This window comes from Marinomonas sp. HM11-D (assembly GCF_057626615.1).
The window spans coordinates 24,568-51,498 of sequence record NZ_JBMMKT010000019.1 but is presented as its reverse complement, the minus strand read 5'-3'; the positions used below and the strand labels follow the sequence as shown (position 1 = coordinate 51,498).

Sequence of the window (26,931 nt, the reverse complement as noted above, 5' to 3'; positions counted from 1 at the left end):
CGTCCGGGGAGAGTTAAAGATAAACACAATCCCAGTGAGGAAAGTCTTTCACAGACTTAACTAAGCCCGCTCTTTTTGGATTAGCAATGATATATCTCGCTGTGTTTATCAGTTGCTCTTCGTCTCTAATCAAGCTGTCATAGAAGCCTTTATTCCATTTGACTTTAAAGCCACTACTTTTCGCTATGTGTCTCTTTACAGAAGAAACCAAAAAGTTAGGCGGATGAGCAATAGCCCTTGTGAGCCAGTGAATATGATCGGGCATAACAACAAAGGCGATGGTCTCCGACCAACCATTCTCATCGCAATACTTGAGAGACCTTATGGTCAGTCTTGCTACTTGAAAGTCACGAAGACATGGGACTTGCTCTCTAGTTGAGAAGACTAAATGGTAAACATTGCCAAGCTCATAGAGTCGGCCTTTTCTTAAAGCTGAATATCCTTTTCCATATTGCATAAAACTCACTCCTTGAGAATTTATGATTTTTATCGCGGGATACAGTCCAGCCCCTTAGGGGAAGCGATACCCCTATCGCGGGGTGCAACCCGTTTGTACGACCCGGCACCGTCCGGAGAAGCAGGCTTTCAATCGCGGGGTACAACCCGCTCGTACAAGTAGCCTATTCTAACTCTTCCTTCGCTGCTAACTTTGCTTGAATAAACTCCGAGTGTTGCATAAACAGCAGCTCACTAATCTTGCGAATACGATGATCTTCATGGGCATCGATATTGCCATCTGCATAAGCAACACGCCATAGACACTTCAGTAATTCAAATTTCTGCTCTAGCGAAGCGTGTTCATTAATGACTTTGGTAAATTGGTAGGCGTCGTGAGCATCGTGAATACTGCTTTTTACTTCTTCAAACAGTTGATCCACATCTTCACCAAGATCGCTCACCGCTTTAATGGCTTCTTTAGCGACCTGCTCCTCATTAGGGTGAATTTCATTATCAGCGATCACAACCTCTAGTAGCAGGGCCGCTACAGCTCGTTGATAACTGATTGGCGCTGGCAACTCTTCACTAAAGGAAAACAGCTTTTTTAAGACATCGATCATACTTACTTCCTAATTTCTATTTTGAGCGCATCTATGAGGGCATTGGGGAACTGTCGATAATCCAGATATGGCGTCCAGATTCGCTTGTTCTCAATATAGGCTTGGTGCCGACCGCACTCAATCAACGTCGCTTGAGCAGGTATCGCAAGATCCTGATAAAAAGATTTCCCGACGATAAACTGCCACTCGTCGTTCAAGGGAAAATCCTCGAATTTGAAAACTAATGTGGCCCTGTGCCAGATAGATTGATCTCTAACTATACGCCAATCTTCGTCTGCTTTGGTGCACAACTTTGCAATGATTGTGAGGATTTTACGCCAGTGATTGCCATTTAGATTCACTAATTCTTCGTAGCTGCATTCTGAGTAGTGTTTTATGCCTTTAGGAAGATCTGGGGTGTTCGGTAGCAGAAACAACATAACTTTCTCTGTTAACATTTCTTATAAGAAAAGATAATAGAGAATACAAAATTACGCCCTGTTATTCCTTATTTATCTATAGATATTCTATATATATTAGATTATTCTTATTTAATAGTAACAATTTGAGGTTGTCTGTTCATGGAATCTTTTATATACCCGTTAGCCGGCGGTTTGCTCATCGGCTTAACTACCGCGGCCTATCTTTTGCTCACTGGTAAAGTGGTTGGCATCAGTGGCATTTTAGCGCAAGCCTTATTTAGCAAAGACCGTTTTCTGCCATTTCTATTTGTGATTGGGCTCATTGTAGGTGGTAGCGCCTACGGTGTTTTAGTTCAGCCGTCGGTGCCTTTTCCTGAAGTTCGCAGCCCTCTTCTACTAATTATTTCTGGTTTATTAGTAGGTTACGGTACACGTCTTGGCAGTGGCTGCACCAGTGGCCATGGCGTTTGTGGTATTTCACGCCTGTCTCCGCGCTCCTTGATTGCTACGGCGATCTTTATGAGCACTGCCATTATTACTGTATTGATCACTAAATAGGAGATGGCAATGTTTGCATTAGTTACCTTTTTAACCGGTCTTTTATTTGGTTTAGGCTTGGCTGTATCCGAGATGACCAACCCTGCTGTAGTGCTTGGTTTTCTAGATTTATTTGGCGATTGGAACCCTTCGCTGATCTTTGTAATGGGGGGCGCTGTCGCGGTGGGGATGATTGGTTATCTGATTCGTAATCGTCGTACTAAGCCTTGGTTAGCCGATAAATGGTATGTACCAACACGCCGCGATATCGATAAAAACCTTATTTTAGGCTCTGCCATGTTTGGTGTTGGCTGGGGTTTAAGTGGCTATTGCCCAGGCCCTGGATTAACGGCATTGGTCAATAATCCAGCAGAAGGCGTTTATTTTATGGGCGCATTAATCGCAGGATCTGCACTTTTTCACTTCCAAAACCATCGAAATAATAATTAGAACACTATACAATCAAAGGCTCTTCGGGGCCTTTTTTTCTGCCTGAAAAAAAGTACAAAAAAATTTCTTGACGCGACAATCGTTGCGCCTTAAATTTCGCCTCGCGTCGTTGCTGAACATATTCCGCACCGCTTCAACTGCTGCGCTAGTCGCTTAAGGCTTTATGCCGGATAAGTAACAGCCACAAGTAGGATGGAGGGAGGTAAAGGCGTAGTATTATTCGGATTATGTTTTACAAGATAGGAGCAATACGCCATGTCTATGATGCCGATTGACGTAGATTCTTTTTACACACCAGACCAGTTCAAACGCCTAAAAACGTTGGCTGACACTAAAGAAACCCCTTTTGTTGTAATCGACACGCAAATGATTGGTGAAGCTTACGATGAGCTAACTAAGGGCTTTCCAACTGCAGATGTTTTCTATGCTATCAAAGCGAACCCAGCACCAGAGATCCTGACACTTCTTCGTGATCGTGGCTCTAACTTTGACGTGGCTTCACGCTACGAGCTAGATAAACTTCTTGCCATCGGTGGTGTAACACCAGAGCAGGTAAGCTACGGCAACACGATTAAGAAAGCGAAAGACGTTCGCTACTTCTACGAGAAAGGCGTACGCATGTTCGCAACTGACTCTGAAGCCGACCTTCGCAACATTGCTAAAGCTGCACCAGGCTCACGCGTTTACGTGCGAATTCTTACTGAAGGCACTGTTTCTGCAGATTGGCCTTTATCACGTAAATTTGGTTGCCGCCCAGATATGGCGATGGACCTACTACTTCTTGCGAATGAATTGGGTCTTGAACCATACGGCGTATCTTTCCACGTTGGTTCACAACAGCGTGATATCGGTGCGTGGGATGCTGCCATTGCTAGCGTTAAAGTTATTTTTGAGCGTCTTAAAACTGAAGACAACATTAAGCTTAAGATGATCAACATGGGCGGTGGTTTCCCTGCAAACTACATCAGCCGTACTAACGATCTTGCTACGTACGCTGAAGAAATCACTCGTTTCCTAGAAGAAGACTTCGGTGACGATATGCCACGCATTATCCTAGAGCCAGGTCGCTCTTTGATTTCCAATGCGGGTATCTTGGTAAGTGAAGTGGTTTTGATTTCGCGTAAATCACACACAGCGCTTAACCGCTGGGTATTTACCGATGTGGGTAAATTCTCGGGCTTGATCGAGACTCTAGACGAGTCTATCAAGTACCCTATCCACGTTGAGAAAACTGGCGAACTTGAAGAAGTTATCATCGCTGGCCCAACGTGTGACAGTGCGGACATCATGTACGAACACTACAAATATGGCCTACCATTGAACCTAGCCATCGGTGATCGCCTATACTGGCTTTCAACGGGCGCATACACAACGACATACAGTGCAGTTGAGTTCAACGGTTTCCCTCCATTGAAGTCGTACTACGTTTAGCACTCATTAATACAATTGCCTTGCATTAGGCAACAGACCGGCCTCCTGCGATGTTCCAACATTTCAGGGGGCCGCTTTGTTTTGGCCCCCGACAGAATCGGGTCGTACGAGCGGGTTGTATCCCGCGATTAAAGCATTGCTTCCCCGATAGAATCGGGTCGTACGAGCTGACTCCTGTCAGCGATTTAAGATTCACTTCCCCGATAGAATCGGGTCGTACGAAGTGTTGCGCCTGCGAGATAAAGCATTCAAACTTAGTTCTTTCTATCCATTGGTAAGGACTCAATGTGTCGTTGTACGTTTCTGAATTAGCTATTTATCCGTTAAAGTCTTGTAAAGCAGTCCCACTACAACAGTCCAAAGTGACCCTCAGTGGATTGGAATTTGATCGCCGCTATATGTTGGTCGATAACCAAGGCATGTTTGTAACAGCCCGCGAATACCCTGCCATTACCCTAATAACTGCCATCATCAAGGATGCAAAGCTTCACTTGAACCATTCAGGTTCTGATCAGCCATTAATCTTGAACCCTGAAGAATATGCTCAGCAATATCTAGATACTGAAATCTGGGAAGTGCCGGTATCCGCACAACTTACAACTGCTGAAGCAAATCAGTGGTTTAGTAACCTGTTGGGGTTCGATGTTTCCTTAGTGTATTTTGGTGAGCAGTCACAACGATTTACCAGTCGCCGTCCCGAGTTACCGGTGGCCTTTGCGGATGGCTACCCTTTTCTATTGACGACGCAGGCGTCGCTAGATGAGTTGAATCGTAGCGGGTTGCAGCAAAACGAAATGCAACGTTTTCGTCCAAATATTGTTATCACTGGCAATGAGCCTTTTGCGGAAGATAAATGGAAGCGTATCCGCATTGGTAATGTGATTTTTGAAAATGTGAAGCCCTGCATTCGTTGTATTTTTACCACGCTGGATCCTGAAACCGCCCAGCGCAGCCGTAAAGGTGAGCCACTTAAAACCCTGGCTAAGTTTCGTTTATTCGAGCGCGAAGGCGTGACTTTTGGCGTCAATTTAGTCGCTGAGAATATTGGTGAAATCCAAGTGGGCGACAGTGTGGAAATTCTTGAGTATCAAGATTCTTATTTATACGCCGATAACCGTAAATAATGGGTGGCTTACTTAGTTCGTACATTGAAATTAAACATTTAAATAAAATGATTACGGTTTGCTACGAAAAACTAAATAAACCACGTGGTTAAATCCCCGCTTCAGGCTTAGGCTTAAGTCAAAGGGAGGTGGTTGTTATGAATACTGTTAGTACTAAAAACTGCCCTTACGATCTTTGTGCGGATACGTTAAAGACAGGTTCAATCTTCGGCGCACTAAGTGCCTCGGCAATTGACTATTTGGTCGATCGAGGCGAGTTAATCCACCTAGAAGAAGGCGATGAACTGTTTAAAGATGGCGATAAAGGCGACAGCTTTTACATTATCATCACAGGTACTTTGTGCTATTACCAAGATAATGCCAAAGCCTCCTCCTTGATTCGCGAAGTAACATTTGGTCAAGCACTGGGTTATGTCACCATGATTTCCCTGTCACCGCGTAACGGCTATGCCAAAGCTGGCTGTGATACGGTTGTTTTGGAAATCGACTACAATGTGTTTGGTGAATTTCACGATCGTTTTGCGTTTGATTTTGGCATTTTGATTTTGAATTTATCGCGCGATATGGCGCGCAATATTCGAATCTTAAGTCACACCCTAGCAGAAGCAGGGGTTAGTGTGGATTTGAGTAAGCCCTGCAACCGTAATCAATAGAATACCTGTACGACCCGATTCTATCGGGGAAGCAATACCTTTATCGCGGGATACAACCCGCTCGTACGACCCAGCTCCGCCTGGGAAAGTGATGCTTAAATCGCCATCTGGAGATGGCTCGTACGACCCAGCTAAGTTCGGGTTCGGGGCGGGACGCCCCTCCTACAAATAGCCTAAATTTTAGAATTCCAAGCCTTTCTGTGCTTTGATTCCGCGCTTAAAGGCGTGTTTCACATCTTTAATTTCGCTGACGGTATCAGCCAGTTCAATTAACTCTTCGCTTGCGCCTCGTCCAGTCACTACGAGGTGCTGCATTTCCGGTCGCTCAATAAGTGCTTTCAAAACTTGGTCAGCGTCTAAATATTCGTAGTGCAAAAGATAAGTCAGTTCATCGAGTACCACTAGATCATAGCTTGCGTCATTTAGAAGCAGCTCTGCTTTTTTCCATGTGGATTTCGAGCTTTCAATGTCTTTTTCACGATTTTGGCTTTCCCAAGTAAAACCCGTGTCCATAATATGCCAAGTGACATTGGGCTGTGCCTTAAAGAAATCAATTTCGCCAGTATTCCATTCCCCTTTCAGAAATTGCACCACACCGACTTTCATATTATGCCCAAGTGCGCGGGCCACCATGCCTAAAGCAGAACTGGACTTGCCTTTGCCATTACCCGTTAAGAGAACAAAGGTGCCCTTTTCTTCTTGAGCTTTGGCAATTCGCTTATCAACATGCTGCTTGATGGCTTTCATACGCTCTGCATGTTTTTCAGGATCGTGAATTGCTTTTGCCATATTCTATAACCTCTCAGACTGAAGCTTTAAGCTTTCAATCCATAAATTTAATATATTATTTACGATTAATTTCTTTTCTGGCCAAACACGTGTAGCAAATGGCCCATTAAGAGCATAATGAATTTCGACGCGAGTGTGTAATTCATCGTCATGTAGAAAGCGTACACTCCATTGTTCTGTATGCTTGAATAGCCAATGACGAAATGAATGCTCTAATACGAGACGAGTAGCAGGAGTGGATTCCACGACTTCGAATTTTGTGTTCAGAAGACCGCGTAATGTCTGGAATTCAAGAGTAACGATTGAGCCTGTATGAAATCCAAGTGTTGCCTCTAGAGATTTTAAGGCGTGGTTCCATTTTGCTTGATCAGGCTGAGTGAAAAGATCCCAAGCCATTTGGCTTGGGATCTTGAGTTGAATACCTACTGTGAGGCTAAAAGGCGAATTAGATTCGGTCATCCTCTGGATCGTATCCTAGGTTAGGAGCCAACCAACGCTCAGCATCATCTTTGGTCATGCCTTTACGCTCTGCGTAGCTGTCCACTTGGTCTGGACCAATTTTACCAACACCAAAGTAATTGCTTTCAGCATTACCGAAATACCAGCCACTGACTGCTGCTGTTGGCAACATCGCATAGCTTTCAGTGATTTCCATGCCAGTATTTTTGGTTACATCCAATAGTTGCCATAGTTTGTCTTTCTCAGTGTGATCCGGACATGCTGGGTAACCTGGTGCAGGACGAATGCCTTTGTAACGCTCTTTGATTAGCTCTTCGTTGGTTAGTGACTCATCAGGCGCGTAACCCCAAAGCTCCTTACGAACTTTCTCGTGCAAGTATTCCGCTGTCGCCTCCGCCAGACGGTCTGCTACGGCTTTGATCATGATTGAGTTGTAGTCATCGTGATCTGCCTCGTAACGAGCCACGATCGCATCGATACCAAAACCTGCCGCACAAGCAAAGGCGCCAATGTAGTCATTGCCCTGCTCTTTGGTGGCAACAAAGTCAGACAGACACTGGTTATATTTACCTGGTGCATTGAGCTCATTTTGGTTACGCAAGAAGTTCAGCGTCATGACTTCTTCAGTACGTGATTCGTCTGTGTAGATCACCACGTCATCATGGTTCACTTGGTTAGCTGGGAATAAACCCACAACCGCTTTGGCGTCCAACCAACTTTCTTCGATCACCGTTGCCAGCATGGCTTTGGCATCTTCAAACAAGCGTGTCGCTTCTTCACCGACGATTTCATCCGTTAAGATACGCGGGTAGGCACCAGCCAATTCCCAAGTTTGGAAGAATGGCGTCCAGTCGATGTAGTTTTGCACTTCGTTGAAGTCGATATCGGTAGTATCAAATACCGTGACACCCAATTTCTCAGGCGTTTTAATGCTAGAGAAATCCACTGGCGTTTTATTCAAACGGGCTTTTTCTAGGGATACACGACGACCAGCTTTGGCGCGATCTTTAAAGCGTTCACGAGTTTTCTCGTAATCATCTTTGATCTCTGCGATAAATTTCGCATGACGCTCCGTATCTTTGGTCAGTAAGTTACTTGCCACACTAACACTTCGCGATGCGTTGGTTACGTGCACCACTTGGTTGTTTTTGTAGTTCTGCTCGATCTTAACCGCTGTGTGCGCTTTAGACGTCGTCGCACCACCAATCATGACAGGAATAGTAAAACCTTGACGCTGCATTTCTTTAGCAACGTGTACCATTTCATCTAATGAAGGTGTGATTAGACCAGACAAACCAATGATGTCAGCATTTTCTTCTTTCGCAGTACGTAAGATCTTTTCAGACGGCACCATAACGCCCAAGTCGATGACTTCAAAGTTATTGCACTGAAGTACAACGCCAACGATGTTCTTACCGATATCGTGTACGTCACCTTTTACGGTAGCCATGATCACTTTACCCGCGCTGGAAGAGCCTTGCGTTTGGTTACGGGCTTTTTCTTCTTCGATAAATGGCATCAGGTAAGCCACGGCTTTTTTCATTACACGCGCCGATTTTACTACCTGTGGTAGGAACATCTTACCGGAACCAAATAGATCACCGACTACACCCATACCATCCATCAACGGACCTTCGATTACTTCCAAAGGACGGTCAAATTGCTGACGCGCCTCTTCTGTATCCTCGTCGATAAATTCCGTAATACCTTTGACTAAGGCGTGCGTTAAACGCTCACCCACTGGCAAGCTACGCCATTCTTGGGTTTCCTTTTCAGCCGTTTCGCCGGTGCCCATAAAGTCACCCGCGATCGCCAAAAGGTTATCAGTGGCTTCAGGTGTACGGTTAAGCACCGCATCCTCTACCGCATCGCGTAAGCGCTTAGGAATGTCTTCGTAAACCGCCAACTGACCTGCGTTTACGATACCCATAGTCATGCCGTTTTTAATCGCGTGGTATAGGAATACCGCGTGGATCGCTTCACGAACTGGGTTATTACCACGGAACGAGAAAGAGACGTTCGATACACCGCCGGATACTTTGGCGTAAGGCAGTTCACGCTTGATATCGCCGGTTGCTTCGATAAAGTCCAACGCGTAACGGTTGTGCTCTTCAATACCTGTGGCAATGGCAAAGATGTTAGGGTCAAAGATGATGTCTTCTGGTGGGAAGCCCACCTTGTTCACCAATACATCGTACGAACGACGACAGATCTCGATCTTGCGTTGACGAGTGTCCGCTTGGCCCATTTCGTCAAACGCCATCACGATCACGGCCGCACCGTACTTCATTAATAGTTTTGCTTGTTCGATGAACTTCTCTTCGCCTTCTTTCAAGCTGATCGAGTTCACCACACCCTTACCTTGGATGTTTTTAAGACCCGTTTCTAGGATTTCCCACTTAGAAGAGTCCAACATGATTGGCACGCGAGAGATATCTGGCTCGGAGGCGATCAGTTTCAAGAAGCGCTCCATCGCCGCTTCGGAATCCAACATGCCTTCGTCCATGTTGATATCGATGATTTGCGCACCGTTTTCAACTTGTTGGCGAGCTACATCAAGCGCCGTGTCAAAATCGCCTTCTTTAATAAGACGTTTAAACATCGCAGAACCAGTAACGTTGGTACGCTCACCTACGTTCACAAATAGACTTTCGTCACTGATGTTAAATGGCTCAAGACCCGATAGACGACACTCTTTTGGAATCTCAGGAATCACACGAGGTGTGGCGTCAAGGAAAGCATCAGCAAACGCTTTGATGTGGCTTGGTTCCGTACCACAACAGCCACCAATGATGTTCAAGAAGCCCGCATCGACCCAAGTTTGGATCTCTTCCAGCATTTCTTCTGGTGTTTCGTCGTACTCACCAAAGGCGTTTGGCAGACCCGCGTTAGGGTGTGCAGATACGTGCGTATCGGCAATGTTTGATAGCTCTTCAATGTACTGACGTAGATCTTTTGGGCCCAAGGCACAGTTCAAGCCGACAGAAATTGGGCGTGCGTGAGAAATCGAGTTCCAGAAGGCTTCGGTCGTTTGACCTGACAGCGTACGACCTGATGCATCGGTAATGGTACCGGAAATCATGATTGGGTAACGCACACCATGATCGTCAAAGTACTGTAGCGCTGCAAAGATAGCGGCTTTCGCGTTAAGCGTATCGAAAATAGTTTCGATCAAAAGAATGTCTGCGCCACCTTTGATCAAGCCATCGATAGACACCGTGTAGGCTTCTACTAGCTGATCAAAGGAAACGTTACGAAAACCTGGATCGTTTACATCAGGAGAAATGGTACAAGTACGGCTTGTAGGCCCAACGGCACCTGCCACAAAGCGTGGCTTGCTAGGATTTTTAGCAGTGAATTCATCCGCCGCTTCACGGGCAAGCTTTGCTGACTCAAAGTTTATTTCGTAGCTCAAAGACTCCATATGGTAGTCGAGCATCGAAATTGAGTTGGCGTTGAAGGTGTTGGTCTCAATGATGTCTGAGCCAGCTTCTAGGTAAGCCGAGTGAATGGCTTTAATGATTTTAGGTTGAGTCAGTGACAGAAGGTCGTTGTTGCCCTTTAGTTCGCTATGCCAGTCGCTAAAGCGCTCACCACGATAATCCTGCTCTTCCAATTTATAACTCTGGATCATGGTACCCATACCACCATCCAGAATTAGGATATTATCTTTTAAACGACTTTCGATAACGTCATACGAACCAGACTTAACCACTGTCACTACCTCTAAAATTTAATGCGAGCCTACTATAGCAAACCAGCCATGTAAGTTGTTGAATTTTAGTAATAGCAAAGTGAATGAATGTGTATCGATGACGTTATCAAGCATATCAAGTGCTTAGAAGCGCCTCTAGGCTTGTGAACGACGTCCGAGCTTACCTGCGCCAAAGCCCAGCAACAATCCGCCTAAGATAGCCGCCACCCAAAAACCATATTTATTGAGCCAATCTTTAGAAATCAACTCGACGCTTTCGGTATCGCGATAAATCTTACGCAAGATCACCTGTCCGTTGTAATTGACCTCTTGAGTGACGGATACATTCATGGTGGCATTCGGACGCTCATTTAGACCACTGAGGCGCCAACGGAAATTTAATTGCCCTTGATTTAAGGTCGATTCGGCTTCCGCCGCACTCATCATGCTCAATGCGCTGTCAACAAACAGCTCCGCATAATAAGTTTGCCCTTGCACCGGATTGCTAACCTCAGCGGACAGCTGAATTTCAAAGGTGTCATGAAGATTTGCGGAAGTTGGCAAGGTCCAACGCACGTTAGTCAGCTCACTTTGCAACTGACGCTGCAGTGACATCACCGCCCCTTCAAATGGAATGAGGTTGTTGACCTGATTTTCCAGTTTGGTCTTTTGCTCTGCTTCCACCAAGGCTTGCTGTTCTAGCTCTTTGATTTGCTGCTGAGATAGCTGGTATTGATCACGCAACTCCTGCAACTGAGCTAACAAGTCCGTTTTTTGCTGGCTAGAGGCCTCAAGTTCGTTTTTAAGGTTGGCCATACGTTGATCACGTGTTTGCAAGGCATTACGCAACTCGGTCAGCTCGGAAGTCACTTGTTTGTGACGTTGCGTCAAATCCTTGTAGCGAGTATCTAGTGACGTCAATTTGCTGGTGAGATCTTGCTCTTTACGCTGCAGTGCTGCTTCCAATTGCACGACGTCTTTTTGATACCCAGAAATCATGGCATTTTGCGCGGTTAATTCAGCTTTAAGACGAGTGATTTGGGCGGTGAGATTAGACACATCTGCTAAGCCATTTGAACCTGTGTCAGCGGCGGTGACGATCAAACCACCCCGACTTTGTAAATCAGCATTCTGAGATTGCAAAGTATTGATCACATCACCTTGCACTCGCACTTTATCCCATAATGCTTGATGTTGAATGCGGGCTTCGGTTAAGTGGCTGGTCAGCAATTCGTTCTGATCTCGCAATGCTGAATAGTTGCGGGACAAACTATCATTTTGCTGCATCAACATATCCACCTGACTTTTTAGATGTGCATGATCGATGGACAGGTCGCGATAGTTTTTAGATAACGCATAATGGGCCGTGTTAAGCGTTCTAAAGTCTTGGTTCAACTCAACAAAGTCAGCTTCTGGAACAGGGTCTGGTTCAACAACAGGTTTGAGTGCTTTAAGCGCCATAACTTGAGCATTGTTTTGCAATGTTTGAATGCGTGCAGTTAAGCGATCGTTGTCCTGATGCAGCTGGTTATAGGTGAGCTCTAGCTCATCGCGTTCATTACCCAATCTCTGAATCTGCATTAATGTGCTGGCATCAATGTAGCCAGCCATCATTTCTGACAAAGCCTTCTCTTTTTCATCTAACTGCTGAGCAAGGCGTGCAATCTTGTCGAAGTTATTAGCGACCTGGATGTGCAATTGATCAATTTCTTTAGCATTGGCTGCAGGATCTGAAAAAGGTGCCGTGAGCGATGCAGGCTTGATGGAGGTTTGAGTCGTGTATTGTGACGCACTGTCATCCCGAACGGACGTATTACTACAGGCCGTTAAAATCGTCCCTAGCGCCACAGGTACAACATAGCGATATGGCTTTTTCATTATTATTACTCCCACTCCAGCGGCTCAAACCAGTTAAAACAATTAGTTAATTGTAGTTCGAGTTAATAAGCTTTACCTCAAAAAAAAGCGCTGTCATGACAGCGCTTTTTGATTTAATTAGGCAAGACTCTTAGAAACCACTTCATAAACGTCTTTTGAAAGGTCTTCTTGGGCAATACGCTCAAGCTCTCCTTTCATTTTATCTGCCAACGTAGGCACCATTCGTTGCCAACGAGTAAGTGGCGTACAAAGGCGTGAAGCGATTTGTGGGTTGCGTTTGTTTAACAGAATAATTTGATCTGCTAAGAAAGCGTAACCGCTACCGTCTAAGTTATGGAAGGTATCCACGTTTTGACCTAAGCCACCGATTACCGCACGTAGCTTGTTCGGGTTTTTAATGTCAAAGTTTGGATGCTGCATCAGGGCTTTAATGTGCTCAAGGCCATTATCCTGTTCGCGCGCTGCAGACAGCATCAACCACTTGTTCACTACCAAGGCTTCATGCTGCCATTGCTCAAAGAAGGCATTCATCAACTCATCCGCTTCAGCTAAGTTGAAGTGTACAATGCACGACAAGGCCGCGAATTGATCGGTCATGTTGTCGGCATTGCGGTACTGACGCACCACGGTTGCTTTCGCCTCATCAGAACCAGAAGCTACCCAATACATCAAAGCGGCATTTTTCAAAGAACGTTTTGCAATCTGTTCGGCACTGGCTTGGTACGCTTCACTGACCGTATTGCCTTCATAAACATTCTTAAACTCAGTCTGCAGAGCCTTGCCAGCTAGCGTGCGTAGATGCTCACGAGCAGCCTTGATTGCTTGCGGGTCGATTTTCTCCGCAAGCTCTGACAGATACGCCTGGCTAGGAAGGCTTAAGATCAAAGCCACCATGGCTGGATCAAGGGTCTTATCCGCCAACAAGGCTTTAAAACCTTCTACCAAGTGGGTTTCGTCACTCAATCTTTGACCGTTTTGGTATTGCTCAATCAGTAGGTTCAGCTCATTTACCGCCAGTTGTTGTGAAGCGCTCCAACGGTTAAAACCATCTGGATCGCCAGACATCAATTGCAGTAGCTGTTCAGTTGAGTAGTTGTAATCCAACTTAACCGGTGCTGAGAAACCACGTAGCAATGATGGCACTGGCTTAGAGACAACATTTTCAAATACAAAGGTTTGCTCAACATCGTTAACCTGTAGCACTACTTCGTCTTGTGTTTGGCCTTGGAAAGTAAAGCTTAGCGCTTCGTTTAACGCACTCACCAAGCCCACTTTCACTGGGATGTGAAGCGCCAGTTTAGTCGGCTGATTCGGCGTTGGCGGCGTCATTTGCTGAATCGTTAAGCTATAAGTTTGAGCTTGCTCATCATAGCTATCAGTCACCGTTAGACGTGGCGTACCCGCTTGCGAGTACCAACGCTTAAACTGACTCAAATCGACACCGTTAGCGTCTTCCATGGCTTTAACGAAATCATCACAAGTGACCGCTTGGCCATCGTGACGCTCAAAGTAGAGATCAGAACCTTTACGGAAGCCTTCTTCGCCTAGCAACGTATGAATCATACGCACCACTTCAGCGCCCTTCTCGTAAATGGTTAGGGTGTAGAAGTTAGAGATTTCGATGAAAGATGCTGGACGAATTGGATGGGACATTGGGCCCGCATCTTCGGCAAATTGCGCTGTTTTTAAGAAAGAGACATCTTCGACACGTTTCACCACATCAGAGTGGGTATCGGCTGAGAAACACTGATCTCGAAATACAGTAAAGCCTTCTTTCAAGCTTAACTGGAACCAATCACGGCAGGTGACACGGTTACCAGACCAGTTATGAAAGTACTCGTGCGCCACAACAGCCTCGACACGAAGATACGCATCATCGGTAGTGGTTTCTGGGCTCGCTAACAAACAAGAAGAGTTGAAGATATTCAAGCCCTTGTTTTCCATGGCGCCCATGTTGAAGTCATCGACCGCCACGATCATAAAGATGTCCAGATCGTATTCACGACCATAGACTTCTTCATCCCACTTCATGGAACGCTTGAGCGAGTCCATCGCGAAGTCGACTTTGTCGATGTTGTGCTTCTCGGTGAAGATTTGCAGCTTCACATCACGACCGCTAATGGTGGTGAAGTTATCGTTCAACACTTCAAGGTTGCCGGCCACTAGGGCAAACAAGTAAGCCGGTTTTTTGAATGGGTCGTGCCAAGTAACGAAGGTTTTGCCCTCTTCTGTTTGGCCACGCTCAATTTCGTTACCGTTCGACAGCATCACTGGGTAACGACTTTCATCACCAATGATGGTGGTGGTAAAGATCGACATCACATCCGGACGGTCTAGGTAATAAGTGATGTGACGGAAACCTTCCGCTTCACACTGAGTACAGAACATAGAAGAAGAACGGTACAAACCTTCTAGCTTAGTATTGTTTTGCGGCTCAATCATGGTTTCGCAGGTCAGCACAAACTCATTTGGCGTCGCTGTGATCACCAACTTATCGTCTTTGATGGCGTACTCTTCCTTTGGCAGAGCGTAATCATCAATGGCAACGCCAATTAGCTGTACATCTTCACCGCCATCAAGAACAAGCGGCGAAGTCTGCTCTTTGCTTTCTGGGTTGCGACGAAGGTGCAAACGTGACGTGACAATGGTTTGTGTTTCATCCAGATCAAACGTCAATTCCGTTTTATCAATTAGAAAATTAGGAACAGTGTAGTCTTTCAAATAAATTGCTGACGGCTTTTGCTCTGCCATGAGTGGCTCCTATAGCGTGAATTCCGCTTCGTATCCTGTGTATTTGCGTAGATTGATAACGCCCGTATCTAAAATCCAATATTGTCCTTTGATGCCCATTAAGGTGCCTTCTACTAGAGGCGTTTTCTCAGCATTAATGCTGCTGATTTTAGTTGGGTATTCCAATACTGGATAAACAAATTCATGGGTAACGTTATCGGCCCCAAGCTCTTGAATTGCCTGTAGACCATATTCATTTTGTAGTGCGTCTAAACCTTCCCAAAGGCGATTAATCAAGCGCTCTTGCTCGACCTCAAGGTTTAGCTCAACATCGATGCCTTTAAGCATATTACGCCAGTTGGTTTTGTCTGCCACTTCTGATTTAAACAAGGTTTCCACCAAACCAGACATGCGGCGGTTTTCCACTAAAAACATCGCACGTGCTTGGGTTGCGCCCTGATCAATCCAACGAGTAGGTAATTGGTCACCACGGGTAATACCAACCTTTAAAGCAGTGGTATTGGATAAGTACACATAATGGCTTTGCATACAGTATTTATCCGCCCACTCAGGCTCACGGCAGGTGCCTTCAAAATAATGGCACTTTTCTGGGCTCATGATGCAAGTATCGCAAGCTGCCAACTTCTTAAAACATGGGAAACAATACCCTTGGCTAAAGGATTTTTTACTGGCGCGACCACAGTGAATACAGTGGATCTGGCCGGTAAAGTTCAAAGACACTTTTTGGCCAATGGCTTGCTCTAGTGGTACCAGCTGATCGCCAAGTTTTAACTCGTAGCTGACTTTGCCATCCACCACTTTTGCGGGCATCTTACGAAGATTACCTTGGATCATTGCTTTGCATCCGGGTTAATCACCCACTTTACTGTTTCATGCTCAAGGGTGTCTTTTTTACTGCTGCAACCAAGATGTGCTTCACGATCGATAAAGCCAACGCGCTCATCTTCAGGCTTGTTCGTGTAATCATAAGTGATCACCGCTTGCATACAGAGCTCAATTTGCTCTGACGTCAATTTTACGCCGTTTGGCCACTTACCTAACTCAACGGCTTGTTTTAGTCGCCCATATACTTCTGGCGACATGTTATCGATCATGTCTTTAAAATTCATAAGTCACTCATACCGAATTCACGGTTAATTAACGTCGTTTGAATAATTTCCACAAGATGCTGTACACACCCGCACAGGCCAAGCCAGAAATTAGTCCTAACAAATGGGCTTCATTGGCCATTTTTCCAAGGCCAAACATGGCGAACACATCGGTGTAGCCAAGTACCAACCAGGCAATAAAAAATATCATCAGTGGCTTAGAGATGATGCTTGGCCAGCCTTTAATCAACCAAGGCATTACCCACGCGAAACCGATCAGCCCGTAAACTAGGCCCGATAAACCACCAAACAGAGGATATTGACTCACTAGATATTGACCCACATTGCTGGCGATCGAGACAACCATCGCAAAGATCATCCAAGCCAAAGATCCCATTAAACGCTCTAGCTTGCGCCCCACTTCCCATATCCAAAGGGCATTAAACACCAAGTGCATGGCACCAAAATGAATGAAAGCAGGGGTCAGTAAGCGCCAATATTCACCTTTATCCAGTACCGTGGTTAACGGATCAAATTGAATACGATTGCCGATGATGTCGAAGGAGGAAATGGTAAACCAGCTCAATGTGTCTAGGTATTGCCCGAGTCCCGTCACCAATGCTACTAACGCTGCGATCAATAAGGTCGCAATGGTCACTGGAGACTTGTGCCAGTCTTTAAAATTTGGATTGATAGCTCGACGACGTGGTTCCGGAGAAGCCCATTGCTGGGCTTCATGCGGGTCTTGTTGCCAAAGTTTAATTAAGGTTGAGGCCTGCTGCACATCGTCTGGATTGAGCAACCATAACTGATCATGTTGGTTGGCTTGAACGATTCGATGTCCAATACGATGTTGCCAAAGTATTTTACTCAAACTTTGTGGCTGCTCGTTCACAGCAAATTCATAGATCAACAGCATAGGGGCTAATGGTCCTTATTGGCGATAACCGGACTGCCACCCCAGCTTGGTACGACACACATCGTAAAAATCATGATCCTTTGGATGAATCAATCGAATCCCGCCTTTACGACGTGTGATATGGATCTCATCACCAGGTGCAGCAGTAATATTAAGTTGCCCGTCGCAACTGACGCTTGGGTAAGTCAGATTCGACTCACATACCACAATTCGAATGTTGGCATTCGCATCAATCACAATGGGTCGATTACTTAATGTATGTGGGTGCATTGGCACTAATACAAGCGCATCCAACTTAGGCAGCATAATCGGACCACCGGCAGACAACGCATAAGCCGTCGAGCCTGTCGGGGTTGCCACAATCAAACCGTCTGATTTTTGGTTCATGACAAATTGGTCGTCAATAAACAAATCAAAGCGAATCATGCGCGCCGATTTGCCTGGGTGAAGCACTAGGTCATTTAGGGCAATACCCTCGCCGCTAGGACGATTTTGGCGTTTGATCTTAGCTTCGATCATAAAGCGTTTTTCTTCTAGGTATTCACCACGAAGAATCGGCTCTAATTCTTGCTCGAAATCGATTGGAGAAATATCTGTAAGGAAACCTAAAGTGCCACGGTTCATCCCCAGCACCGGAATATCGTAATCAATGATTGCTCGCGCCGCGCCAAGGAAACTACCATCCCCCCCTACCACGATGACCAAATCACAGTGATCACCTAACTCTTTAAGCGGTGCCGCAGAGGTTTTAGGAGAAGGCATCATGGTCGCCAAATCTGCCTCTAACACAGGCTCAACTCCCTGCGTAATTAGGAAATTGGTCAGGCGTTCAACCGTTTCTAGGATCTGTGGTTTATCTAAGCGCGCGATAATACCGATTCGTCTAAAAAGACTCATTAATCAATCTTTCCCATCACTGATTTTGCATGAGTAAAGGCCAATATTATGCCTTTACTGTACTGCGATTAATTTTGTATTGCTTTCAAGCAATTAGCCTTAAACAGCATACAGTCTAGAATGTATCAGAAACCGTAGGCCTTAGCTATTGCACTTGTTTACAGTGCACATGAATAAGCATCATGTGCACGAATACTGATCATAAGGGCATTTTTCGGCGTCAAATCCTTGCCAACCCTGCAAGCCTCCCGTGTGAATAAAGAGTGTCTTCTTATAAGGCCACTGTCCTTGCTGAACTAATTGATTGACTCGGTAAACCATCTTAGAGGTATACACCGGATCCAACGGAATATCAGGGTTTAAGCTTTTTAAGCTACTAAGAAAGCTTAGTAACTCATCACTGATGCGTCCAAAGCCACCGTGCAATGCTTCATCATAGCCATCGATGGTAGCCTGGTATGACAATTCAGCCTGCTGACAATGGTGATGCAAATCTTGTGCTAGATGGTTTACCCCTTTTAAAGCAGAAAAGACCGACAAAGATCGAAAACTTGACGCAGCAAACCCTGCCGCCGTAGCTCCAGTACCGCTGGCGACACAGACATGCACGTCATTGTCTGGAAGCATCTGATAAATATCATTTGCCCAATCAAAACAACCGCGCACCCCAAGCGGACCCGCACCACCTTCAGGCACCCAATAGACATCCCCTTGGTAGTAATCATCAATGACTTTTTTCACATCAGACTCTAAACCCAGTCGATAATCTGCCCGTTGACTGGGAAATAGGATCGCCCCTTGGTTAACAGCTTGACGCAAGGTCGGCGTTAACATGGCCCACGTTTCCCCACGCACGACAACGATAGGCTTTACCCCTAACTCACTACAACGGGCCACAAATGCAGCGATATGATTGGAATGCGGTCCACCAAAGGTCGCCACATAGGGCTTTCGTTCCGCCAAAGCCTGTTGTAAATGATATTTGAGCTTATGTTGTTTATTGCCAGGTGCCGTTTGACACTCAAGATCGCCACGATAAATCAGAAAGGATTGCTCGCTGGCGTCTTGATTAGCGGGGAGATAAATTGGCTGTAACAGCATGGCACCCTTCAAAAACGTCGCAGTCTAACAAAAAATACAAAAAAATCGTCGCTTTATGAAAATAAAACATGTTTACACAACTTATTTTTCATCGAGTTGAGAACTTTACACGTAGTTTCTTTGTTAGAATGGTCCACGCATAAGGTCGCAAATATCGGAGAATATTACATGATTCCTAAGTTGTCTGAAGTCTCGCCAGTTCAAGCGAAGTATCTCGCCTTTATCGAGCGCTTGAAGGCTTCAGGGTTTAAGGGAGACACCAACCCAGATTATGCCAATCGCGTCGTACTTGCGACCGATAACTCAATCTACCAAGTTCTTCCTCAAGGTGTTATCTATCCAAAAACGGTTGAAGACATTCAACTGCTGACTCGCCTATCCAATAACAGCGAATTTCACGATATCGTGTTAAGTCCTCGTGGCGGCGGTACCGGCACAAATGGCCAATCATTAACAGATGGACTTGTGGTCGACCTTTCCAAGCACATGAACAAGATCTTGGAAGTAAACGTGGCCGAAGGCTGGGCGCGTGTTCAGACCGGCGTGGTCAAAGACCAACTCAATAAAGCCATTGAGCCAGATGGCTTATTCTTTGCCCCAGAGCTGTCTACCAGTAACCGCGCCACCATTGGCGGCATGATCAATACCGATGCCAGCGGACAAGGCTCAGTGATGTACGGCAAAACCCGTGATCACGTGCTTGAGCTTAAAACCGTGCTACTAGACGGTGAAATGATCACCACCGCACCTATTTCAGATGACACTCTAGAGCAGATTAAACAAGGCTCTGATTATTCAGCTCACGCTCACCGCGTTATTGATAGCATTGAAAAAACTAAGCAAAAGGACATTGCAGCGACCTTCCCTGAACTGAACCGCTGTATGACCGGCTACGATCTGGCGCACATTCGTGACGCAGACGGCCGCTTTAATATGAACAACATTCTGTGCGGCTCAGAAGGCACCCTTGGCTTTATCGTTGAAGCCAAAGTTAACCTGCTTAAAATTCCGAAATTTGCGACCCTAGTTAACATTCGTTACAACAGCTTTGAAGCTTCTTTGCGTCACGCCAAAGAGCTGCTTGAAGCCAAGCCTACCTCTATTGAAACGGTTGACTCGAAAGTACTTGGCTTGGCCAAAGGCGATATTATTTGGAACTCTGTGGCTGAGTTCTTCCCAGAGCAGCCTGGTGAAGACACGCAAGGCATCAACTTGGTGGAATACACCGGTGACAGCGAAGCAGAAATCGCCGAGCGCGTGAAGGTGCTGACCGATGCGCTAGATATCCTAACGGCAGATTCATCCAGCAGTGCTTTGGGTTATACGGTGGCCAATGGCCACGCCAACGTGAACAAGCTTTGGGGCATGCGCAAGAAATCTGTTGGCCTCTTGGGTAATGCCAAAGGCGAACAGCGCCCTGTTCCGTTTGTCGAAGACACCGCCGTGCCGCCCGAAAATTTGGCCGATTACATCATGGAATTCCGTGCAGTGCTGGATTCCTATGGCGTTGCTTACGGTATGTTTGGGCATGTGGACGCGGGTGTTTTGCACGTACGCCCTGCGCTAGATCTGAAAGATGAAGCTCAAGAACCTATGGTGCGTGAGATCACCGACAAGGTTGTAGCGCTTACGCAAAAATACGGCGGTTTGCTGTGGGGTGAACACGGCAAGGGCGTACGCTCAGAATACGCGCCTTCGTTCTTTGGGGATCTTTACCCAAGCATCCAGCAGGTGAAAGGCGCATTCGACCCGCGCAATCAACTCAACCCTGGCAAGATCGCCACACCATTTGAATTAGGTGCCGAACTTTTAAAAATCGATGAAGTACCACTTCGTGGTCAGCTAGATCGTCAAATCCCTCTGACCAATCGCGACCAATTTAAAGAAGGCATGTACTGTAATGGTAACGGTGCCTGCTTTAACTTCGATCCACACGATGCCATGTGCCCTTCTTGGAAAGGCACACGCCAACGTATTCATTCGCCCAAAGGTCGCGCCTCTTTGATGCGTGAATGGCTGCGTGGTATGAGTGAGCAAGGCGTCGACGTGCGCAAGGCGAGTTACAAAGCCAAGCACAGTACTTTTGTTGGCAGCTTCATCCCTCGCTTGCGTAATACTCTGGCGAAACGCAAAGGTGAATACGATTTCTCCCACGAAGTACATGAATCCATGATGGGCTGCTTGGCGTGTAAGTCATGTGTTGGCCAATGTCCTATCAAGGTCGACGTACCTGAGTTTCGTGCCAAGTTCCTTGAGCTGTACTACAGCCGTTACCTACGCCCAGCAAAAGATTATTTTGTCGGTGCATTGGAATATATGATGCCAACTATGGCGTCTTTCCCACAGCCATATAACTGGTTGGTGAGCAATAAGTTCACCAACAAAGTACTGAGTAAAGTGGTCGGCATGGAAGACAGCCCTAAACTGTCTAAGTACAACCTTAAGCGAGAAATGTCTCGTCGTGGTATTCGCTTAGCCACACCGTTAGCGATCGAATCCCTTAGCCCAAAAGATCGCAAACGCGCAGTCATTGTTGTACAGGATGCGTTCACCAGTTACTTTGAAACCGAGCTAGTGCTGGACGTGATGGAGCTTTTGAGCCGCTTAGGCTTCCAAGCTTACTTGGCGCCTTATATGCCAAACGGCAAACCTCTGCACGTGCATGGCTTCTTACGCTCGTTTGAACGCGCGGCGAAGAAAAACTTAGACATGCTACAGAATCTAGCCTTCTACGGTCTACCGATGATTGGTATCGATCCGTCGATGACGCTGACTTACCGTGCTGAGTACGCCAAGACCTTTGGCAACAGTCGCCCTATACCTAAGGTGCAGCTGATGCAGGAGTGGCTAGCCAATCAATCCCAACATCTGGAAAAACAAGCCATCACAGCGAAGGATGAAACTTTCCATATGATGGCTCACTGTACCGAGAAAACCAACGCAGCACCGTCGATCAAAGATTGGCAGTCCGTTTATGAATTATTAGGCCTTAAGCTTGCGGTCGAGAACGTTGGCTGTTGTGGTATGGCTGGCACTTACGGCCATGAATCGCGCAACAAGGCGACCTCAGTTGAGATTTACAATCTGTCTTGGAAAGACAAGGTGAATGATCCAGCCTTGAATAACAAGCTCGTGGCGACGGGTTATTCTTGTCGTTGTCAGGCGAAGCGTTTAGACGATGCCAAGATCAAACACCCTGCACAAATTCTGCTTGAGCACATCAAAGCCGATTTAGCCTAGCGTTAAAATTCGGTATCATCTAGACAAAGGCCAGACATCTGTCTGGCCTTTCTTTTTTTAGCTAAGAGAACAACCCATGTCTTTACTGTATGAAACTCAAGATGAGTTTGGCGTTATTCGAGTGTTCGATGATGGCAAATACCGTATTCTCTCGTTCGCCGAAGGCGATGAGCAAAGCCGCGTGCAAATTAAGAGCCCACACGTGCTTCAGCATGAATACACTCAGGCTATGTTGCTGGCTTTAATGGATCGCACACCAAAGCGCGCCTGCGTATTAGGCTTAGGTGGCGGTGCACTGGTGCATGCTCTAGCAAAAGCGGTCAGCGGCATTCATGTGACGGCCGTGGAGTTAAGGCCCGAGATTGTGGCGATTGCAGAAGAGTTTTTTAAACTGCCGAAAAGCAAACGCATTGAAGTGATTACGGATGATGCGATTGAGTTTGTTGCCAATAATAAATCAAAGAAATTTGATATTTTATTTACCGATCTTTATCAGCATTTTGGCATGGACAACCGTGTTGCCACACAGGCATTTCTTGAGGATGCCAAAAAGCAAATCAAAGAAGGCGGTATGCTGGTCTTAAACTGCTGGGAAGAACATCAGTATCAACACGACCTGAAACACTCTCTAAAAGAGCTGTTTAATACAGTAACGGGATTGGATACAGGCTGCGGCAACTGGGTGGTGTTTGCCACCAACGATCCACACAACTTGAATTTAAAGCAACAGCGAGATGAATGCGACAAGCTGTCACAAACGCTGGGCTTCCCGATCAATAAATGGCTAAATCGCTTAGAAGAAGTGGAATAACTTCTTCTAAGCGCAACACAGCCTAGTAAAAGGAAGTACGGTTAGCCTAAGACACTGTTTACCAAGGCGACCGCTTCTTGTTCCAGCAATGCCAAATGCTCTTCCGAGACAAAACTTTCTAGGTAGATCTTGTAAACGTTTTCTGTGCCGGATGGGCGTGCCGCAAACCAGCCATTGTCGGTTGATACTTTCAAACCACCAATCGCCGCACCATTACCCGGTGCATGAGTCAATTTACTCACGATCGCGTCACCCGCAAGGGTATCGGCTTTCACTGAGCTAGCTTCAAGCTTACCTAGAATCGCTTTTTGCTCTGGTGTCGCAGCCACGTCGATACGTTTGTAGTAGGGCTGACCAAAGCGTTGTGCTTGCTCAGCGGCTAATTGCGCAGGATTCTTGCCGGTGACCGCTAACATCTCTGCCGCTAACAAAGCCAAGATAAAGCCATCTTTGTCGGTTGACCAAACACCACCATCTCGGCGCAAGAAGGATGCCCCTGCACTCTCTTCACCACCAAACGCCATAGTGCCATCGAATAAACCGTCCACATACCACTTAAAGCCTACTGGTACTTCACACAGGGTTTTACCCAATGACGCGACCACTCGATCGATCATGGCGCTTGAAACAAGAGTCTTACCGTATTGAATGTCCGCTGGCCAATCACGATGCGTCGCCAAGTATTCAATCGCAACCGCTAGGTAAGCGTTTGGATTCATCAAACCAAAGCCAGGACAAACAATCCCGTGACGATCATAATCTGGGTCGTTACCTACCGCTACATCAAACTGGTCCTGGATTTTCAGAAGGTTATTCATCGCATAGGGAGATGAGCAATCCATGCGAATACGACCATCTTTATCAAGTGGCATAAAGGCAAAGGTTGGATCGACACGGTCATTTACCACTTCGATATTGAGACCGTAACGATCCGCAATCGGCTGCCAAAAACCAATCCCCGAACCGCCCAATGGGTCCACACCGATACGTACTTTGGCATCGCGAATCGCAGCCATATCGATCACATTTTCAAGATCAGCCACATAATGCTCAATGTAATCAAATGGCTCAACTAGATCACTCGCTAGCGCGGCTTCAAACGAAACGGCTTTCACTCCTGCCATACCATCAGCAAGCAGTTCATTGGCACGCTTAGCGACCCAATCGGTAATATCTTTGTCTGCTGGGCCACCTTTAGGTGGATTGTATTTGATACCACCATCTTCTGGTGGATTGTGCGATGGCGTGATAACAATACCGTCGGCTTGATCGGAACAAGCTTCATTGTGAGTCAAGATGGCATGGGAAATCACTGGCGTTGGAGTGTAGCCATCCCCTTTTTGCACTCGGACACGAACATCGTTCGCTACTAGCACCTGTAGCGCACTAGCAAACGCTGCCTCAGACAAAGCGTGGGTATCTTTACCAAGGTAAACCGGACCATCAATTCCCTGTGCTTGGCGATATTCACAAATCGCCTGACAGATAACTAGAATATGAGCCTCATTAAAGCTTTTTGAAAATGCGCTACCACGATGCCCAGACGTACCAAAGCTTACTTTTTCCACTTCGATGTCGACATTCGGTTCAAGTGCGTAGTACGCGCTCATCAGTTTCGGCACATTAACCAAGGCTTCAGACGGAGCAAGCTGCCCTGCTTGAGGATGAATTGCCATATGAATTTAGCCCCTTATCAAAAAAGTTATTTTTATATAGTCACGGAAATCCCGATAACTTTCAACGCATCCCTTAAATAAAACAAGTATTTACGAAGCTTTCATGACAAGTCAGATTCACCCTAGGGAAGCTTAAGCGTGAATCGAGCAATACTGACGCAACAATCGACAAGAATCTGACATAAATTACGCGATTGGTCTCAATTTCCACTAACAGCACATACGCTTAGCGAGCTATTAAGCTGGCTTCCCAAAATTAGGAGCAATTACATAAAAGCACCAATGCTGATCATTTCTTTACCAAACGCACCAATACAAATCACCCGCAAATGCACTACCCTTAAAAGTGCCTTCTGTATTAATGAGTAGGAGCGCACATGGATAAAGCTAAAACTGCATTATTACTTTCTGGCGGGGGAGCGCGAGGCGCCTATCAAATTGGTGTACTGCAAGCCGTTGTCAAACTACTACCACACCAGCATACCCTCCCTTTCCCCATTTTATGTGGCACCTCTGCGGGTGCACTTAACGCTGCATTACTGGCCACTCGAGCCAGTAGTTTTAGCCGTGGCGTAAGACATCTGGCCTTTATTTGGAGTCATTTGACCACTGAACAAGTTTATCAAGTGAGTCGCTGGCCTATTGCTTCATCCATTACACGCAGTATCGCCAGCATCTTTCAAAGCCAAAGCGAAGGAAGACAATTATCACTCATGACAAACAGCCCGTTAGAGGATTTGTTATACAGTTATTTAAACCTAGATGATGTGGCGATTGCACTTAATCAGCGATTTATTGAAACCCTTGCTGTCACTGCAATTGATTACAGTAATGGCAATTCCACCACATTCTTTCAAACCTCAAATGCTGATATCAGCAACTGGCATATGGGGCGCAAAACTGGCGTAAAACAAGCCATTAAAGTGGATCATCTGCTCGCTTCCAGCGCTATTCCAGGCATTTTTCCAGCACGTAAGATTGGTCAGCATTATTACGGTGATGGTGCGGTGCGTTTAGGTTCCATCATTCAGCCCGCCATTCGCCTTGGGGCAGAAAAACTGTTTATTATTGGTGTTAGTGATAACCGCCAAGCCATCGAGTGGCAACAAGCCACAAGTACCGAAGATGCTATGCAACCATCCATTGTGCAGGTGCTTGGCCATCTATTTAACAGCGCCTTTTTGGACACTGTGGACGATGATATTACCCATATTGAAATGATCAACCGCCTACTTGAGAAGATCCCTGAAGATCAGCGCCCAGCCGAGTTACCGCTACGAAAAACACTGGTTATATCACCTTCAAAAGGTCTAAACGTGTTGGCTGACGAGCATTTAGACTCACTACCAAGACACATTCAAAAGTTGCTTCGTACGGCCAGCGGCAATCAAAGCAGCAACGCCTCATCTGCGGCAAGTTATTTGCTGTTTACACCCGAATACTGCAAAGCTTTGATGGAGCTTGGTTATAAAGATGCCATGTGGCAAAGAGATAAAATAGAAGGTTTTTTTGCGGATTAATTATAGTTGTACGATCCAGATTCTATCTGGGATGAAATACATATATCGCTATCAGGAGACAGCTTGTATAACCCGATTCCGTTCGGGTAAGCATGGCTTCAAACTCTTGCATGCGTTGCTGCACTAGCGTCAGGGCCTTGGCTTCTGACGTGATACCGCCCTGTTCAGTTTTAAGCTGATAAATCCAGTGTCGAAGAGCCGTTTCACCAACACCGAAGACTTACAGGCTTCGGTTACGATGCAATCTTGATCAAACACTAGGAAGTGCTGCTTTATGCTTAAACTCTGTTGAAAATGTACGACGCTATTTTTTTCATTGGAGACCTATTTTGGTCTGGCTATATTACCACTTTAAATGGTGTCCTGTTTTGCTAGACCACTACGGTCAGCCTAATAGTATTTACGGTGGGTATCTCAATAACTTTTTATGTGATTTTTAAGTGATCATGTATCC

At 46.0% G+C, this 26,931-nt stretch carries 22 protein-coding genes; 8 read left to right on the top strand and 14 right to left on the bottom strand.

Translation table 11 applies throughout. From position 1 onward, the window contains the following. Positions 1-13: 13 nt before the first annotated feature. The 3 genes from ACOSVP_RS17535 to ACOSVP_RS17525 form a co-directional block, all read right to left on the bottom strand. Positions 14-457, bottom strand: coding sequence for an REP-associated tyrosine transposase (locus ACOSVP_RS17535; RefSeq protein WP_487348774.1), 444 nt, complete (start codon positions 455-457; stop codon positions 14-16). A gap of 163 nt (positions 458-620) precedes the next feature. Beyond that, positions 621-1,058, bottom strand: coding sequence for a tellurite resistance TerB family protein (locus tag ACOSVP_RS17530; protein ID WP_487348773.1), 438 nt, complete (start codon positions 1,056-1,058; stop codon positions 621-623). Between the two features lie 2 nt (positions 1,059-1,060). After that, on the bottom strand, positions 1,061-1,477 hold the full coding sequence (locus ACOSVP_RS17525) for a DUF6942 family protein (protein ID WP_487348772.1): 417 nt from the start codon (positions 1,475-1,477) through the stop codon (positions 1,061-1,063). A gap of 141 nt (positions 1,478-1,618) precedes the next feature. Between ACOSVP_RS17525 and ACOSVP_RS17520 the strand changes: the two genes are divergently transcribed. The 5 genes from ACOSVP_RS17520 (at position 1,619) to ACOSVP_RS17500 (ending at position 5,654) form a co-directional block, all read left to right on the top strand. Beyond that, entirely contained in the window at positions 1,619-2,017 is a 399-nt protein-coding gene (locus ACOSVP_RS17520) for a YeeE/YedE family protein (protein WP_487348771.1), read from the top strand. Positions 2,018-2,026: 9 nt separating this feature from the next. Continuing rightward, positions 2,027-2,446, top strand: a complete 420-nt coding sequence (locus ACOSVP_RS17515; RefSeq protein WP_487348770.1) for a DUF6691 family protein — start codon at positions 2,027-2,029, stop codon at positions 2,444-2,446. 264 nt (positions 2,447-2,710) lie between these two features. Next, complete coding sequence (locus ACOSVP_RS17510) at positions 2,711-3,877, top strand: type III PLP-dependent enzyme (protein WP_487348775.1); 1,167 nt, start codon at positions 2,711-2,713, stop codon at positions 3,875-3,877. A 287-nt stretch (positions 3,878-4,164) separates the two neighbouring features. After that, on the top strand, positions 4,165-5,001 hold the full coding sequence (locus ACOSVP_RS17505; protein WP_487348769.1) for an MOSC domain-containing protein: 837 nt from the start codon (positions 4,165-4,167) through the stop codon (positions 4,999-5,001). 137 nt (positions 5,002-5,138) lie between these two features. Further along, positions 5,139-5,654, top strand: coding sequence for a Crp/Fnr family transcriptional regulator (locus ACOSVP_RS17500; protein WP_487348768.1), 516 nt, complete (start codon positions 5,139-5,141; stop codon positions 5,652-5,654). A gap of 180 nt (positions 5,655-5,834) precedes the next feature. Here ACOSVP_RS17500 and cobO read toward each other — a convergent pair whose 3' ends face one another. The 10 genes from cobO to ACOSVP_RS17450 all read right to left on the bottom strand — a co-directional run bounded on the left by cobO (position 5,835) and on the right by ACOSVP_RS17450 (position 19,230). Further along, the gene (cobO, locus tag ACOSVP_RS17495; protein ID WP_487348767.1) at positions 5,835-6,443 is read right to left on the bottom strand and encodes a cob(I)yrinic acid a,c-diamide adenosyltransferase; all 609 of its coding nucleotides are present in this window, start codon (positions 6,441-6,443) and stop codon (positions 5,835-5,837) included. 3 nt (positions 6,444-6,446) lie between these two features. Next, positions 6,447-6,902: an SRPBCC family protein gene (locus ACOSVP_RS17490; protein WP_487348766.1), complete on the bottom strand. Its 456-nt coding sequence runs from the start codon at positions 6,900-6,902 to the stop codon at positions 6,447-6,449. Further along, positions 6,889-10,617 carry a methionine synthase gene (metH, locus tag ACOSVP_RS17485; RefSeq protein WP_487348765.1) on the bottom strand — a complete coding sequence of 1,243 codons (3,729 nt, stop codon included), beginning with the start codon at positions 10,615-10,617 and terminating at the stop codon, positions 6,889-6,891. Before metH ends, ACOSVP_RS17490 begins: the two co-directional genes overlap by 14 nt. Before the next feature lie 135 nt (positions 10,618-10,752). Next, complete coding sequence (locus ACOSVP_RS17480; RefSeq protein ID WP_487348764.1) at positions 10,753-12,474, bottom strand: hypothetical protein; 1,722 nt, start codon at positions 12,472-12,474, stop codon at positions 10,753-10,755. A gap of 117 nt (positions 12,475-12,591) precedes the next feature. Beyond that, positions 12,592-15,225, bottom strand: coding sequence for an aminopeptidase N (gene pepN, locus ACOSVP_RS17475; protein WP_487348763.1), 2,634 nt, complete (start codon positions 15,223-15,225; stop codon positions 12,592-12,594). Between the two features lie 9 nt (positions 15,226-15,234). Beyond that, a complete protein-coding gene (locus ACOSVP_RS17470) occupies positions 15,235-16,059 on the bottom strand; it encodes a DUF2797 domain-containing protein (protein WP_487348762.1) in 825 nt (274 codons plus the stop codon). Beyond that, positions 16,056-16,334: a YeaC family protein gene (locus tag ACOSVP_RS17465; protein WP_487348761.1), complete on the bottom strand. Its 279-nt coding sequence runs from the start codon at positions 16,332-16,334 to the stop codon at positions 16,056-16,058. Before ACOSVP_RS17465 ends, ACOSVP_RS17470 begins: the two co-directional genes overlap by 4 nt. A 28-nt stretch (positions 16,335-16,362) precedes the next feature. Further along, positions 16,363-17,232, bottom strand: coding sequence for a rhomboid family intramembrane serine protease (locus ACOSVP_RS17460; RefSeq protein WP_487348760.1), 870 nt, complete (start codon positions 17,230-17,232; stop codon positions 16,363-16,365). A gap of 15 nt (positions 17,233-17,247) precedes the next feature. After that, positions 17,248-18,129 (bottom strand): NAD(+) kinase, encoded by an 882-nt coding sequence (locus tag ACOSVP_RS17455; RefSeq protein WP_487348759.1) that lies wholly within the window; start codon positions 18,127-18,129, stop codon positions 17,248-17,250. 180 nt (positions 18,130-18,309) lie between these two features. After that, complete coding sequence (locus ACOSVP_RS17450; protein ID WP_487348758.1) at positions 18,310-19,230, bottom strand: 1-aminocyclopropane-1-carboxylate deaminase/D-cysteine desulfhydrase; 921 nt, start codon at positions 19,228-19,230, stop codon at positions 18,310-18,312. Between the two features lie 168 nt (positions 19,231-19,398). Here ACOSVP_RS17450 and ydiJ point away from each other — a divergent pair, with 168 nt between their 5' ends. Then, entirely contained in the window at positions 19,399-22,470 is a 3,072-nt protein-coding gene (ydiJ, locus tag ACOSVP_RS17445) for a D-2-hydroxyglutarate dehydrogenase YdiJ (protein ID WP_487348757.1), read from the top strand. 76 nt (positions 22,471-22,546) lie between these two features. Continuing rightward, positions 22,547-23,281 carry a spermidine synthase gene (locus tag ACOSVP_RS17440; protein ID WP_487348756.1) on the top strand — a complete coding sequence of 245 codons (735 nt, stop codon included), beginning with the start codon at positions 22,547-22,549 and terminating at the stop codon, positions 23,279-23,281. A gap of 41 nt (positions 23,282-23,322) precedes the next feature. Here ACOSVP_RS17440 and pgm read toward each other — a convergent pair whose 3' ends face one another. After that, a complete protein-coding gene (gene pgm / locus ACOSVP_RS17435) occupies positions 23,323-24,957 on the bottom strand; it encodes a phosphoglucomutase (alpha-D-glucose-1,6-bisphosphate-dependent) (RefSeq protein ID WP_487348755.1) in 1,635 nt (544 codons plus the stop codon). A gap of 377 nt (positions 24,958-25,334) precedes the next feature. On the opposite strand from pgm, the gene ACOSVP_RS17430 reads away from it, so the two are divergent. Continuing rightward, positions 25,335-26,477, top strand: a complete 1,143-nt coding sequence (locus ACOSVP_RS17430) for a patatin-like phospholipase family protein (protein WP_487348754.1) — start codon at positions 25,335-25,337, stop codon at positions 26,475-26,477. The last annotated feature ends 454 nt before the right edge of the window (positions 26,478-26,931 follow it).